Source organism: Bradyrhizobium manausense, from assembly GCF_018130615.1.
GTDB classification, from domain to species: domain Bacteria; phylum Pseudomonadota; class Alphaproteobacteria; order Rhizobiales; family Xanthobacteraceae; genus Bradyrhizobium; species Bradyrhizobium manausense_A.
Genome location: NZ_JAFCKB010000006.1, coordinates 152,085 through 166,536, shown reverse-complemented (window position 1 = coordinate 166,536; position 14,452 = coordinate 152,085). Strand labels below are relative to the sequence as shown.

The window sequence follows — 14,452 nt, the reverse complement described above, 5'->3', positions numbered from 1 at the left end:
GCCCCCTCGCCCGGCTGCAACCGTAAAACTCAAGATGCGGACACACATATGGCTAAAGTCGCTTTCCTCGGTCTCGGCGTGATGGGCTTCCCCATGGCCGGACACCTCGTGAAAAAAGGGGGCCATGAGGTCACCGTCTACAACCGCACCGCCGCCAAGGCGAAGGAGTGGGCGGACAAGTTCGGCGGCAAGACCGCAGCGACCCCGAAAGCCGCTGCCGAGGGCCAGGATTTCGTGATGTGCTGCGTCGGCAACGACAACGATTTGCGCGCAGTTGCAATCGGCCCCGACGGCGCCTTCGCCGGCATGAAGAAGGGCTCGACCTTCGTCGACCACACCACCGCTTCCGCCGAGGTCGCGCGCGAGCTCGATGCGGCCGCGACCAAGGCCGGCTTCAAGTTCATCGACGCCCCCGTCTCCGGCGGCCAGGCCGGCGCCGAGAACGGCGTGCTGACGGTCATGTGCGGCGGCGCGCAGGACGCCTATGCCGGCGCCGAGCCGATCATCACGGGCGCCTACGCGCGGATGTGCAAACTGCTCGGGCCCGCCGGAAGCGGCCAGCTGACCAAGATGGTCAACCAGATCTGCATCGCCGGCCTCGTGCAGGGCCTCTCCGAGGGTATCCACTTCGCCCAGAAGTCGGGCCTCGACGTCGCCGCCGTGATTGAAACCATCTCCAAGGGCGCGGCGCAGTCGTGGCAGATGGAGAACCGCTACAAGACCATGAACGACGGCAAGTACGATTTCGGATTCGCCGTCGAATGGATGCGCAAAGACCTCTCGATCTCGCTGGCCGAAGCCCGCCGCAACGGCGCCAACCTGCCGGTGACCGCGCTGGTCGACCAGTTCTACTCCGAAGTCGAGAAGATGGGCGGCAAGCGCTGGGATACGTCGAGCCTGCTCGCACGCCTGTCGCGCTGAAAATCGATGAGTTGACCTCGCGTTGTTGATCGCGATCACCGCACTTTTCATTGTCGCCTACGCGGCGATCGCGCTCGAACATCCGATCGGGATCAACAAGAGCGCATCCGCGCTGCTCGGCGCGGGTGTGCTCTGGATGATCTATGGGATCACGACGGGCGACCACGCTCTGGTCGGCCGTCAGCTCGACGATTCCGTCGCCTCAACCGCGCAGATCGTGTTCTTCCTGATCGGCGCGATGACGATCGTCGAGGTGATCGACGCGCATGACGGTTTCGAGGTCATCACCTCCCGCATCAACACGACCAGCCAGGTCAAGCTGCTATGGCTGGTCGCCTTCGTGGCTTTCTTTCTCAGCTCCATCCTGGATAATCTGACGACCACGATCGTCATGATCTCGCTCATCCAGCGGCTGATCGCGCGGCGCGAGGACCGCCTGCTGTTCGCCTCTCTGATCGTCATCGCCGCCAATGCCGGCGGCGCATGGACCGTGATCGGCGACGTCACGACCACCATGCTGTGGATCGGCGGGCAGATCTCGCCGCTCAACATCATGAGTGCAGTGTTCCTGCCTTCGCTGCTCAACCTGCTCGTGCCGCTGGTAGCGATCAGTCTTGCATTGAAGGGGAAGACCATCGCGCCGCCGCCGAAGGACGGCGATCTACTCGGCGTCGGCCAGGTCGAGCGCAATCTGATGTTCTTTCTTGGGCTCGGCGTACTGATCGCGGTGCCCGCGTTCAAGGCGATCACGCATCTCCCGCCATTCATGGGCGTGCTGTTCGGGCTCGGCCTTGTCTGGCTGATCGGCGACATCGTCCATCGAGACAAGGAAGAGCACGTGCGCCGCCCCCTGTCGCTTGCGCACGCACTGACGCAGATCGACATGGGCTCGATCGTGTTCTTCGTCGGCATCCTGCTCGCGGTCGCCTGCCTCGAACATGCGGGCCTGCTGTCGATGCTGGCGAAATGGCTGGACACCACGATCGGCCGCCAGGACGTCATCGTCGTCGTGCTCGGCCTGCTCAGCGCCGTCATCGACAACGTGCCGCTGGTCGCCGCGACCATGGGCATGTACGACCTTGGCCACTACCCGCCGGACAGCTTCCTCTGGGAGTTCATCGCCTATTGCGCCGGCACCGGCGGCTCGATCCTGATCATCGGCTCGGCCGCGGGCGTCGCCGCCATGGGGCTCGAGCGGATCGAGTTCCTCTGGTACGCCCGCCGCATCGCGGTGCCTGCGCTCGCGGGCTACCTGGCCGGCGCCGTTGTCTACGTCGCCCAGCATGCGTGGCTGAATTGAGCAGCGACGGCCGGATCCAGATTAACGACTGGTTAACGTAATTCTTTAGCTCCTTAAGTCACCTCTTAAGGATTTCTTGCCAGAGATAGACAATGCAGAAGGCCCGCGTCCGACGTGGGCAGGAATCGTTGTTGCTTGATGAGTAACCCCGCTGAAAAGCCTGAGGTAGTGCAGCTTCCGGCCGAGCCGGTCAGCGCTCCATCAGCGAGCAGCCGAAGGGCTGCGGCGCAGCGGGTGCGCGAGGCGCGCGATAAGTTAACGTCCACCAGCGGAACCCGGCCGGCCTTCGACGCCGAGCTGTTGCGCCAATATGCACAGACGCGACTGTCGGCCTCCTATGTCGTGATGCTGCTGGTCGTCGCCACCGGCGTGTTGTTCGGGTTGTGGATGCAGCCAATCCCGGCCGCGCTCTGGACCACCGGCATGCTCTGCATCCATGGCGCGATGATCCGCAGCTGTCGCCGTTTCCTGGCTGAGCCTGCTTCGCCCACCGCGACACGCGCCTGGCGGACCCGTTTTGTCGTGCTCGACCTGCTCTACGGCCTGTGCTGGATGGCGATCCTGATCCATCCCGTGCTCGATATGGTCACGGAAACGCTGATGATGTTCCTGATGCTGCTGGTGATCGCAGTATCGAGCATGCTCGCCGCCAATCTGCCGATCGCAGCCCTTGCCGCCACAGCGCCGGTTGCGGTCGCCATGGCGCTGAGCTTCGTGATGACCGGTTCGCTGGACAATTACGTTCTCGGTGCGCTCGCACTCGCCGCCGAAGGCTATTTCGTTCTGCTGGCGCACCGCCTGCACTCCTCGACTTTCGCCACATTGGAGGCGCGCGCCGAGAAGGACGCCCTGATCGGCGAACTCGAACAGGCCAAGGCAATCTCGGATGAAGCACGGCACCGCGCCGAATCCGCCAACGTCGCCAAATCGCGCTTCCTCGCGCAGATGAGCCATGAGCTGCGCACGCCGCTCAACGCCATACTCGGCTTCTCCGAGGTGATGAAGAGCGAGATTTTTGGCGCGCATGCAGTGCCGGTCTACAAGGAATATTCAGCCGACATCCATAATTCCGGCGTGCACCTGCTCAACCTCATCAACGAGATCCTCGATCTGTCGCGGATAGAGGCCGGCCGCTATGAACTGAACGAAGAAGCCGTCTCGCTCGTCGGCATCGTCGCCGACTGCCATCATTTGATGAAGCTGCGCGCCTCGAGCCGCGGCATCACCATCCACGAGGTGTTCGAGCAGGCCATGCCGCGGCTCTGGGCCGACGAGCGCGCCATCCGCCAGGTCGTGCTCAATCTGATCTCCAACTCGATCAAGTTCACTCCACAAGGCGGCGAGATCTGGCTGAAGGCCGGTTGGACCGCTTCGGGTGGACAGTATCTGTCGGTGAAGGATACCGGCTCAGGCATCCCCGAGGACGAAATCCCGGTCGTGCTCGCCTCGTTCGGGCAGGGCTCCAATTCGATCAAATCGGCCGAACAGGGCGCGGGGCTCGGCCTGCCCATCGCAAAGAACTTGATCGACCTGCATGGCGGCTCTTTCACGCTGAAGTCGAAGCTGCGCATCGGCACCGAGGTCATCGTCACCTTCCCGCCGGAGCGGGTCATGAGCGCGCTGGCGCCGCTGTCGGAGGACGCGCCGCCGCTTCAGCCGGAGAGTGCCATGGTTCCTGACGAGAAGCGCAGGCCGCGCCACAAGCCGATCATGAGCGCAGGCACGGGCTCGTAACGAGATGCTTGCAGACATGCCCGACGATCCATCACTATACCCCTATGAGCAAAGAAACGCCGTGCGTCGCCGTCTGCATGATCGATCCCAAAACCAGGCTGTGCTTCGGCTGTGGCCGGACTTTGCCGGAGATCGCGCGCTGGCACGCCATGGAAAGCGCGGAACGGCTCGCCGTGATGGCGCTGCTGCCGGCACGCATGGCGGATGTTGGCCTTGTGCCGATCGCGGAATCGCCGAAGCGCACCTGACTGGCCCGCGTGTCATCGGAGGCGCGCGATGATCCGCTTCCTGCTCGTTTTCGTTATGCTGGCCGGTACCGCTGGTGCTGTCGTCGCCTATGGCGATCCCGACCAGATCGCGCGCGCCAGCCACAGGGTCTCGCACATGTTCCGCGGACCGGCTGCGTCGCTCACGCCAGCGCCCGCCGTGCAGATCCAGCGCGGCCAAGGCGGCGAATTCGCACTGCGCGCCAAGATCAACGGCGTTGCCGCGCCGATGGTGATCGATACCGGCGCGACCTCGGTGGTTTTGACCTGGGAAACCGCGAAAGCGATCGGGCTGCCGCTCGAGATGCTCGAATACGACGTCGACCTCGAGACCGCAGGCGGCCACACCAAGGCGGCGCGGCTCACGATCGACCGCCTCGCCGTCGGCCACCTCGTCGAAAAATCGGTGCCGGCGCTCGTCGTCCAGCGCGGACAGATGAAGATCAATCTGCTCGGCATGAGCTTCCTCGATCGCCTGGAAAGCTGGGGCGTGCGGTCCGACACGCTGATGCTCACCGGCTACCCGGAACTACAAAGCAGCCATCGCCGCTCGCGCACAGCGGTCGATTGAGAACGGGCTGCGGCGCCCTCCCCGCTCAAGTCAATTCAACTGCACTGTGGCGTTTTCGCCATTTACAAACCGCCTAGTCGGTTTATAAACGATCTATTCCCGGATCGGGTTGGACGAGTGCCGCTCCTGCGTGATGGAGCCGGCCAAGTGGGAGATTGAAAGTGATGACTGTGAGAGCCGCCTTACGCCGTGCGACGTGCGCTCTGCCCTTTGCCGTGGCGTTCGCCGCGGGCAATGCCAGCGCAGCCGATCTGTCGCAGCGATACGCCGTGCCGGCCTACACGGCGCCGCAGCCAGTCTACTCCTGGACCGGTCTCTATGCCGGTCTCAACGCCGGCTACGCCGAGAGTGGCGACAATGCTTTCAACAATCTCGTCGGGATAAGCGGCGGCAAGGTCAAGGGCGCGATCGGCGGCGTGCAGATCGGTTACAACTACCAGCTCTCGCCGATGTTCGTGGTCGGCATCGAGAACGATTTCGAAGGTGGAGACATCAAGAACCACGACGCGCTGAACAGTGCTGCGATCAGCCTGCCCTGGTACATGACCGGCCGCGCCCGCGCCGGCATCGCGACGATGGACTCACGACTGCTGTTCTTCGGGACCGCAGGTCTTGCCACCGGCGAATTGAAGGACGGCCCGATCAACAAGATGAAGATGGGCTGGACGGCGGGCGGTGGCGTCGAATGGGCGTTCGCACCGAAATGGTCGGCCAAAGCCGAATATCTCTACACCGAGTTCAAGCATGACAATCTGCCGGACTGGAACGCTGCGAAATTCCACAGCTTCCGCGTCGGCGTAAACTATCATTTCGACCTGTTCCGCTGAGACCGATCGACGAAGAGCCGGTTTTTTCGATCCGGCTCTTCGCATGACGGTGGTCAGGCAGCCGCCTCTGCCGGTGCGTGGGCACAGACGCATGCGATCGCATCGCGCAGGACATCGATGCCGGCCCCCGGCTTCACACCCTGCTCGGCGAGATGGCGGCGGAATGCGCGCGCACCAGGCACGGCATGGAAAGCGCCGACGAAATGCCGCGTGATGGCGTGCATCCGCGTGCCACGCGCGAGCTGCGCCTCGATGTAGGGCATCATCGCTTCGAATGCGTCCTGCATCGTCGCATGGGGCGACGCCTCACCGAAGATGTCGGAATCGACCGAGAGCAGCCGCCACGGCTCTTGGTATGCGGCGCGGCCAAGCATCACGCCATCGACATGCGCAAGATGCGCCTTCGCCTCCTCGATACTCAGAACACCGCCATTGATGATGACGGGCACATCAGGCATCGCACGCTTGAGCCGATAGACGCGATCATAGTCGAGCGGGGGGATGTCGCGGTTCTCCTTCGGCGACAGGCCGTTGAGCCAAGCCTTGCGGGCATGCACGATCAGCGCGTCGCTGCCCGCAGCGACGACGGCCCGCGCGAGCGCATCAAGCGCAACTTCCGGATCCTGGTCATCGATCCCGATGCGGCATTTCACCGTAACGGGAACGGACACTGCGCGCTTCATCGCGTCGACGCACCTTGCTACGAGTTCCGGCTCTGCCATCAGGCAGGCACCGAAGCGGCCGTCCTTCACACGATCGGACGGGCAGCCGACATTGAGGTTGATCTCGTCATAGCCGACCTCTTCACCGATCCGCGCAGCCTTCGCGAGATCGCCTGGATCCGAGCCTCCAAGCTGGAGCGCCACGGGATGCTCGACAGTGTCGAAACCAAGCAGCCGCTCTCGATCGCCATGAATAATGGCACCCGTCGTCAGCATCTCGGTATAGAGCAGCGCCCGTTTCGACAAATGGCGGTGGAACACCCGGCAATGCCGGTCGGTCCAATCCATCATCGGAGCCACGGAGAACTTTAATCTTTGTAAATTCAACAGCTTGATCTTGATTTTCAGCTCGCGCAGCCCGCGGTACCGCTTCCGAGCCATCCCGCTCAGGTCATTGCGGTACATTCATTGCCCAAGCATGCACCACTTTCAACAGAAAGAATTTCGCTTCTTGACAGGGAGAGCAAGCTCACGCCTCAAGGCGCCGGGAAGAACCTTGGACAGCCAGCATCGGCGAGAATGATCCGGCAGCTCAATAGGCCGTGAGCTATCGGCTCATATCATCTCCGAGACGCGCGCTATGCGTCCTGCGAGATCGGCCGGCCGCTCCCACCGCTTTTCCGCTGGATCGTCGTAGCCCTCCTGACGGCCTTTTGCTGATCGAGCGCATTCCGCCGAAGCGCTGGTCAATCTATGGGAGAGCGGCTGGAACTACTCAAAACGAGCAATCGCAAACGAAGTCAGATCGACATGATTGCGCCCGCCGGTCAATCGGTCGGCAACCACATCACCGATTCCGGCGGAGTGCTTGAAACCGTGGCCGGAACACGCCGAGACCACGAAAATGCGGTCATGGCACGGATGGTGATCGATGATGGACCGGGAGTGACGGTATAGAGACAGGCGGCCGCTTGAGCCACGCGCGGCGTCGCACCTGCCAACCGTCCCTGGACGGGCCTGCGGTACATCTCGGCGGACTCTGCCGGATCGACCTCGCGGTTGATGGTATCAGCGGTCGTTCGCGTCTCATACTGTTCGGTCGCGACTTTGATGCGGCGATCGCCCGGCAGCGGTGCAAAGCCATAGAGATAGTCGACGTCGGTCGCGCCATGCATCCAGATGAACGCCGGCGCGTCAGGCCCGTAAGCGGCGGCATCGTCCAGTTCGTACCAGTGAAGAACCTGGCGATTGACGGTCAGCAGGCGATCGAACGGCGCTCTCAGCAGGGGCGCTGTCCAGCCACCGGCCGTAACCACGGCCTGCTGCGCCTCGATCGTTCCACTCGAGGTCTCGACACGGACCATGCCGTGCTGGTCGACTGAAAGAACCTCTACGTCGGTGCGGATTTGCGCGCCAAGCTGCGAGGCGCGGCTCAGTTGCGCCGAGATGCAGCGCTCGGGAAACACATAGCCGCCGCCAGGCTCATAGTAAGCCTTCTCGTTTCCTGCGAGGCCCAGGAATTGAGGGAACCTGCGGGCAACTTCCGTACCGTCGAGCATTTCGTGCTCGATGCCGAAATCGCGGGAGACCTCGACCGAGCGCGCAACGAAGTCCGGTTTGCCATAGTGCGAGGTCGGTCCCGCGCCGGGCCCGATGACCAGAACGCCACAATCATTCAGCAGCTTCTCACCGGTATCCGCTTCGAGCTCGCGCCAGATCCGGTGGGAGTTGAGGACGAGTGGAGCGTAGACGCCACCCTCACCGACCGCCTGCCGCGTGATACGGGTTTCTCCGTGGCTCGACCCCACACGGTGTGGGGGCACGAAACGATCGATTCCGATCGCATGCACGCCGCGCTTGGCCAACTGATAAAGGATGGCACTGCCCATCGCGCCAAGACCAACGACAACGAAATCCGCTTGGTCAGTCATGATCCCTGAGCGAAATGCCGATCCAATCTGTGACTGGACCGATTGAGAAATTTGGTTGGACCAAGCCTCCGCTGTTTGGCTCTTCGAGGACGGCATATGCATGAATTGGAAGCCGAAATTACCGTTTCGGATTCTCGGTGCACACGTCGCGCGCACGAGAGCAGGAGTGCACAGGCAGGACCCGGAGCACTCAGAACGTCTTTGAGCTTTCGGATCATGAGGCGCCGCGGTTATACTCATCTCGCAATGCGAGTATAACTCACGCCTGCCGTCCACTGTTCGGCCGGCGGTTGGCTGCTGCGACCGCCCGCAGACTGTCACATCTGCTGTCGTGCGCGAGTTCCGCGTGCGACGTGTTAAGGGTCGCGTGCGCCATGCAGAATTTGTGGAGGATTCGGATGAAAGCTTTCTTGCTCGCCTGCGTGGCGGCTGTCGTGATCGCCGTAGCCTCGGCTGCGATGCTTAGCGGCATCCAGGAGCCCGTCGCACAGGCCTTTGCGACCACCGGCGTGCGTCTCTAGGGAGCAGCCAGGAACCGCTACTCCGCCGCAGAGGCCGCGCGGCGCGGCTGCCCTGTGCGCGACGTTTCCTCGTCCAACCACAGGCTGTGATGCTCGCGCGCCCAATTGACGTCAACTTCGCCTGACCCCATCGCCTCGAACGCGCCTTCCATACCGATCGTGCCGATGTAGATATGCGCGAGCATCGCCGCGACGAACAACACCGCAACGATCGAGTGAACGATCTGGGCCATCTGCATGCCTTCAATCCCTGTGGTGTAGAATGGGAACATGAGGACATATCCGGTCGCAGCGACGAGACCGCCGCCGATCACGACGATCCAGTAGATCCCCTTTTGGCCCGCGTTGAAGCGACGGGCCGGCGGGTGATCATGCCCGATCAAACCGCCTCCCCGCTTGATCCACTCGACATCCAGCTTGCTCGGGATATTGTTGCCAAGCCACACCAGAAAGATCAGCACGACTCCAATGGTGAACGGGAAGCTCAAATAATTGTGGGCATACTTCGCCCATTGCGACCATTCCGAAAACGCCTCGAATCCGATCAGCGGCAGCAGCAGCGGCCGGCCGAAGGTGATATTCAGGCCGGAGATCGCCAGAATGATAAAGCAGGTCGCGGACATCCAGTGCACGAACCGCTCAAACATATTGAAGCGCACGATGGTGCGTCCCGATCGGCCGCTTTCGAGGCGGACCATGCCGCGCGTAAGATAAAAGATCACGAGCACCGCCAGCATACCGACGATCGCCACGCCACCAATCCACCGTAGCGTGACATTGCGGAATTCACGCCATTCGCGCCCCTGCGGCTGCTCGAGAACACCTGACCGCTGATCCGGGATACTGACCCGCCCCTGGATCCGGTTCAATTCCTGCAGCAACTGCTGCTCCTTGACCGAACTCGCGGTTGGATTGACCTGCTGGGCACCCGACGACGCCGGCGCCACGATGACCAGCAGAAGCAACGCCCACGCCCCGACGCCCAATCGAATGAACCTTCCAAATGACGCCATGAGCTCCTCCCGGTCTTGCGCGCACCGCTTGCGTCAGGACTCGATCGTCTCGCGATAAGCCGTCTTCCAGCCCCATGCCCCCGAGCCGTAGCCGCGCTTCATCACGCGCTCCTTGTAAATCTGCGCGATGATCTCGCCGTCGCCAGCGAGCAGCGATTTCGTCGAGCACATCTCGGCACACAGCGGCAGCTTGCCTTCGGCAAGTCGATTCGCGCCATATTTCTCATATTCCTCCTTGCTGCCGTCGGTCTCGGGACCACCGGCGCAATAGGTGCATTTGTCCATCTTGCCGCGCGAGCCGAAATTGCCGACTTTCGGATATTGCGGCGCGCCGAACGGACACGCATAGAAGCAATAGCCGCAGCCGATGCAGAGATCCTTGGAATGCAGCACGACGCCATCGGCCGTGGTGTAGAAGCAGTTCACCGGACACACGGCGGCGCAGGGGGCATCGGTGCAGTGCATGCAGGCCATCGAGACCGAACGCTCGCCGGGCTTGCCGTCGTTGATGGTCACGACACGGCGCCGGTTGATGCCCCAGGGAACCTCGTGCTCATTCTTGCACGCGGTGACGCAGGCGTTGCACTCGATGCAACGGTCGGCGTCGCAGAGGAATTTCATACGGGCCATCGTCGTTGCTCCTTATGCCGCCGCAATTTGGCAGAGGGTGACCTTGGGCTCCTGCATCCCCGTCGCCGGATCGTATCCATACGTGGTGATCGTGTTGGCGCTTTCGCCAAGCACGATCGGGTCGGTACCTTTCGGATAGTTGCCGCGAAGATCCTTGCCTGCGAGCCAACCGCCGAAATGGAACGGCATCCAGGCGACGCCCTTGCCGACGCGCTCGGTGACGAGAGCCTTCATTCTCGCCCTGGAATTGTTCTCCGCGCCGGTGACCCAAACCCAGCCGCCGTCCTTGATGCCGCGATCGGAGGCATCGGCAGGATTGATCTCGATGAACATGTCCTGCTGCAGCTCGGCAAGCCACGGATTGGTGCGGGTCTCCTCCCCGCCGCCCTCATATTCAACCAGACGGCCCGAGGAGAGGATGAGCGGAAACTGTTTTGCAATTCCCTTCTCCACCGCAGCTTTCTGCACCGAGAAACCGATATTGGGCATGCGGAACTGCTTGGCATCGGGCAACGTCGGGTATTTCGCGACGAGGTCGACACGTGGCGTGTAGATCGGCTCGCGATGCACCGGAATCGGATCCGGCAGGCCGAACGCATTCATGCGCGCCTTGCCGTTGCCGTAGGGCACACAGCCGTGCTTGAGCGCGACCCGCTGGATGCCTCCGGAGAGATCGAGCGACCACGACACCGCATCGGGAGTGGCGGGATTGACCTTGTTGATCACGGCCATTTCGGCCTCGGTGAGATCCTTGTCCCAGCCGAGCTTCTTCAGGCTCGCGAGTGTGAATTCGGGATAGCCATCCTGGATCTCCGAATCCTTCGAGGCGGACTTGTCCGCCAGCAGGCTGAGCTTGCGCGTGGTCCCGTCCGGCAGCTTCTCCTCGCGCTCAACGCCGAAGCGCGGCCGGAACGTGCCGCCACCATCCATCACATGCAGATTGGTGTTATAGAGCAGCGGCGTGCCGGGATGCTTGACCTCCGGTGATCCCCAGCACGGCCAAGGCAGACCGTAATAATCGCCCCCGACCTCGGGATCTTCCTTGGGCGCCCGCATCGTCAGCATGTCGAACTTCGCCTGGTTCTTCATGTGCGCCTTGAGGCGCTCCGGCGATTGCCCGCAATAGCCGGTCGACCAGCTGCCGCGATTCATCTCGCGCAGCACATCTTCTGCTTCCGGCAGATTGTTCTCGATCTTGATCTTCTTGAACATCTGGTCGGCGAAGCCGAGCTTCTTCGCCATCAGATAGATGACCTCGAGATCGTCCTTCGATTCGAAAATCGGCTTCACGATCTGCTCGCCCCATTGCAGCGAGCGGTTTGACGCGACGCGCGACCCTTTGCACTCGAACTGCGTGGCGACCGGGAGAATGTAGACACCGTCCTTACGTCCTGCCTCGACCGAGAGCGAGGCCCAAGTCGTCGGATGCGGGTCGGCGATGACGAGCAGCTCGAGCGCCTTCAGGCCGTTCAGGGATTCAGGAATACGGGTGATGCTGTTGGAAGCGTGCCCCTGCACGAACACCGCCCGCACGTTGTCCTTTTGCGCCACCTGATCCTTCGGCAGCGTCACCGCATCGAACCAGCGGGTCAGCGGGATGCCCGGGGTTTCCATGATCTGCTTGGAATCGAAGCGCGACTTCAGGAAGTCGTAGTCGACCTCCCAAACCCGCGACCAGTGCTTCCAGGCACCCTCGGCGAGGCCGTAGTAGAACGGCAGCGTGACGATATCGAGCCCGACGTCAGTCGCGCCCTGTACGTTGTCGTGGCCGCGGAAGATATTGGCTCCCTTACCTTCTCCGCCGACATTGCCGGTCATCAGCAACAGGATGCAGCTGGCGCGCACGTTGGCGGTGCCGACGGTCTTCTGGGTCTGCCCCATCGCCCAGATCAACGTCGCCGGCTTTTCAGTGGCGAACATCTTGGCGACGCGCTTGAGCTGCTCGCCGGGAATGCCAGTGACACGCTCGACCTCTTCCGGATTCCACTTTTCCACTTCCTTGCGGAGATCGTCGAACCCGTAGACCCGCTGCCGGATGAACTCCTTGTCCTCCCAGCCGTTCTGGAGAATGTGCCACATCATGCCGTAAAGCACGGGAATGTCAGTGCCTGGCCGCATCCGAACATATTCCGTCGCATGCGCGGCCGTGCGCGTCAGGCGCGGGTCGATGACGATGAAGTTGGCCTTTTTCAGCTCCTTTCCCTCGAGCAGATGCTGCAGCGAGACCGGATGCGCCTCTGCCGGATTGCCGCCCAGGATCATCTGCGTCTTCGCATTGCGGATGTCATTGTAGCTGTTGGTCATCGCGCCGTAGCCCCAGGTGTTGGCGACGCCGGTGACGGTCGTTGAATGGCAGATGCGGGCCTGGTGATCAGTGTTGTTGGTTCCCCAGAACGCCCCTAGCTTGCGGAACAGATAGGCGCCTTCGTTGGTCATCTTGGCCGAGCCGAGCCAATAGACGGAATCGGGGCCCGACTTTTCACGCACGGCCAGAAGCTTGTCGCCGATCTCGTTGATCGCGGCGTCCCAGGAGACGCGCGTCCACTGCCCGCCGACGAGCTTCATCGGATAGCGCAGGCGTCGTTCGCTATGCACGAGCTCGCGCACGGAGGCGCCCTTGGCACAATGCGAGCCGCGGTTGATCGGGGAATCCCAACTCGGCTCCTGGCCGATCCAGACCCCGTTCAAGACCTCCGCCGTTACCGTGCAGCCGACCGAACAATGCGTGCAGATGCTCTTGCGGACGGTCGCGCCCACGGTGAGCGGGCCGGCCATCGCCGCCTCTGCCTTGCGCACGCCGCCGAGCGGTAGAGTGCCAAGTGCGGCGAGTGCGCCGCCTGCAAGCCCGGATTTGCGCAGGAAACTGCGGCGGTCGAGACCGCCGCCCTGACCCGCAAGGGACTCCGAGACGGAGCCGTGGCGCAGGGAACGCTGGTTTGTTCGCTTGATCAGCACGGTCAGCCTCCCTTAGCCGGATAACGGTTGACTCGGTAAAAGGCCTTCACGTGATCGGATTCCTTGTAGCGGGCCTTGCGCTTCTCATCGTTGGTCTCGCTGTCGGCCTGCGCGGACCCGACCAGCGGTGTCGCGAGCGTAGCGCCGGCGCCCACCGTGCCGGCACCAACCTTGCGTAGGAAGTCGCGGCGTCCGACTGTGGTTACCTTCCCTTCACTCATCGCATCTCTCCTGGACCTACGTGTGCAGGTCAGTTGGCGAACGTGAATGCTTTCATCTCGATCTCGATAAAGGCGCGGCCGAGCGCGCCGACAGCACGATAGAAAGTGGCGTTCTCTGCGCCCTCGATGTCGCCGAACAGACGACCCATCCAGGGGGCGACGTGTTTCTCGAAAAAGGAGCGCTGCGCTTCGCAGGAAGCCTCGAAGCGGCCACCCGCAAGACCTGCCATGACCTCGCAGAGGATGGCCGCGTGATCTTCCGGCTCCGAGCTGTTCGCAACACGCTCGATCCCGAACGCGGCGAGGTCGGCGCGCAGGCGCGAAAGCGGCCGCTCATTGAGAAAGCCGGTCAGATAGTAGGAGGCGTAGGGCAACAGCTCGCCGCGGCCGAGGCCGACGAACAGATCGAAATGTTCGCGCTCGACCTTCGCTGCGACCGTGTCGGCAGCGGCCGCAGCCAGTGCAATGTGCGCTCGCCCGAGCGTCGTCGCATCACCGGTCAATGCAGCCAGTTGATCAAGCAGCTTTCCTGACGGCGCAGCGGACAGTAGCGTAGCCAGCAGCAAATATTCCTGCGCGCGCGCCGCGTCGACGGGATCACCCGGTCTCGCAGGCAGGGGCTGCTTGCTGAAAAGATCAGGCCGCAATTCGCCGCGAGAAATGCCAGTCGCGGCTTCGACTGCAATCACCCGCTGTGCGGGCACCTTGCTCCAGCTCGAAACGGAGGGCTGGCTGATGCCGATTTTTCGCGCAAGCTGGGCAACGCCGCCAGCAGCGTCAATAGCGCGATCAAGGCCATCATCACGCACGCGGACCTCCAATCCAAGTCCCAGGTGCTTGATTTTTGCTTTTGTAACAAAGCAATAGCGAAGCGTAGTCCTCGCTCCGCGGGTGGTCAAC

13 protein-coding genes and 1 pseudogene are annotated in these 14,452 nt (G+C 62.5%); 7 read left to right on the top strand and 7 right to left on the bottom strand.

Annotated features, from left to right (window positions below; genetic code table 11):
- Positions 1-48: 48 nt before the first annotated feature.
- The 6 genes from JQ587_RS14010 to JQ587_RS13985 all read left to right on the top strand — a co-directional run bounded on the left by JQ587_RS14010 (position 49) and on the right by JQ587_RS13985 (position 5,619).
- Positions 49-921, top strand: coding sequence for an NAD(P)-dependent oxidoreductase (locus JQ587_RS14010; protein ID WP_212302489.1), 873 nt, complete (start codon positions 49-51; stop codon positions 919-921).
- A 22-nt stretch (positions 922-943) separates the two neighbouring features.
- Positions 944-2,221: a sodium:proton antiporter NhaD gene (gene nhaD, locus JQ587_RS14005; RefSeq protein WP_212302488.1), complete on the top strand. Its 1,278-nt coding sequence runs from the start codon at positions 944-946 to the stop codon at positions 2,219-2,221.
- Between the two features lie 138 nt (positions 2,222-2,359).
- Positions 2,360-3,955, top strand: coding sequence for a sensor histidine kinase (locus JQ587_RS14000; RefSeq protein ID WP_212425667.1), 1,596 nt, complete (start codon positions 2,360-2,362; stop codon positions 3,953-3,955).
- A gap of 44 nt (positions 3,956-3,999) precedes the next feature.
- Positions 4,000-4,203 (top strand): DUF1289 domain-containing protein, encoded by a 204-nt coding sequence (locus JQ587_RS13995; RefSeq protein WP_212302486.1) that lies wholly within the window; start codon positions 4,000-4,002, stop codon positions 4,201-4,203.
- 28 nt (positions 4,204-4,231) lie between these two features.
- On the top strand, positions 4,232-4,792 hold the full coding sequence (locus JQ587_RS13990) for a TIGR02281 family clan AA aspartic protease (protein WP_212425666.1): 561 nt from the start codon (positions 4,232-4,234) through the stop codon (positions 4,790-4,792).
- Positions 4,793-4,956: 164 nt separating this feature from the next.
- Complete coding sequence (locus tag JQ587_RS13985; RefSeq protein ID WP_212425665.1) at positions 4,957-5,619, top strand: outer membrane protein; 663 nt, start codon at positions 4,957-4,959, stop codon at positions 5,617-5,619.
- Positions 5,620-5,672: 53 nt separating this feature from the next.
- Here JQ587_RS13985 and dusA read toward each other — a convergent pair whose 3' ends face one another.
- Both dusA and solA read right to left on the bottom strand, forming a co-directional pair.
- Entirely contained in the window at positions 5,673-6,722 is a 1,050-nt protein-coding gene (gene dusA, locus JQ587_RS13980) for a tRNA dihydrouridine(20/20a) synthase DusA (protein ID WP_283815628.1), read from the bottom strand.
- Between the two features lie 330 nt (positions 6,723-7,052).
- Positions 7,053-8,212: pseudogene (solA, locus tag JQ587_RS13975) on the bottom strand (N-methyl-L-tryptophan oxidase).
- 398 nt (positions 8,213-8,610) lie between these two features.
- Here solA and JQ587_RS36895 point away from each other — a divergent pair.
- Positions 8,611-8,733, top strand: a complete 123-nt coding sequence (locus JQ587_RS36895; protein WP_283815627.1) for a hypothetical protein — start codon at positions 8,611-8,613, stop codon at positions 8,731-8,733.
- Positions 8,734-8,750: 17 nt separating this feature from the next.
- Here the strand turns inward: JQ587_RS36895 and JQ587_RS13970 are convergent, their stop codons facing one another.
- The 5 genes from JQ587_RS13970 to JQ587_RS13950 are packed head-to-tail and all read right to left on the bottom strand — an operon-like array spanning position 8,751 to position 14,361.
- Positions 8,751-9,746, bottom strand: a complete 996-nt coding sequence (locus JQ587_RS13970) for a formate dehydrogenase subunit gamma (RefSeq protein ID WP_212425664.1) — start codon at positions 9,744-9,746, stop codon at positions 8,751-8,753.
- Positions 9,747-9,779: 33 nt separating this feature from the next.
- On the bottom strand, positions 9,780-10,376 hold the full coding sequence (gene fdh3B / locus JQ587_RS13965; protein WP_212302481.1) for a formate dehydrogenase FDH3 subunit beta: 597 nt from the start codon (positions 10,374-10,376) through the stop codon (positions 9,780-9,782).
- Positions 10,377-10,388: 12 nt separating this feature from the next.
- Positions 10,389-13,331 (bottom strand): formate dehydrogenase subunit alpha, encoded by a 2,943-nt coding sequence (locus JQ587_RS13960; protein ID WP_212425663.1) that lies wholly within the window; start codon positions 13,329-13,331, stop codon positions 10,389-10,391.
- Between the two features lie 2 nt (positions 13,332-13,333).
- Positions 13,334-13,552, bottom strand: a complete 219-nt coding sequence (locus tag JQ587_RS13955) for a twin-arginine translocation signal domain-containing protein (RefSeq protein WP_212302479.1) — start codon at positions 13,550-13,552, stop codon at positions 13,334-13,336.
- Between the two features lie 29 nt (positions 13,553-13,581).
- Complete coding sequence (locus JQ587_RS13950; protein WP_212302637.1) at positions 13,582-14,361, bottom strand: Cro/CI family transcriptional regulator; 780 nt, start codon at positions 14,359-14,361, stop codon at positions 13,582-13,584.
- Between the last annotated feature and the right edge of the window lie 91 nt (positions 14,362-14,452).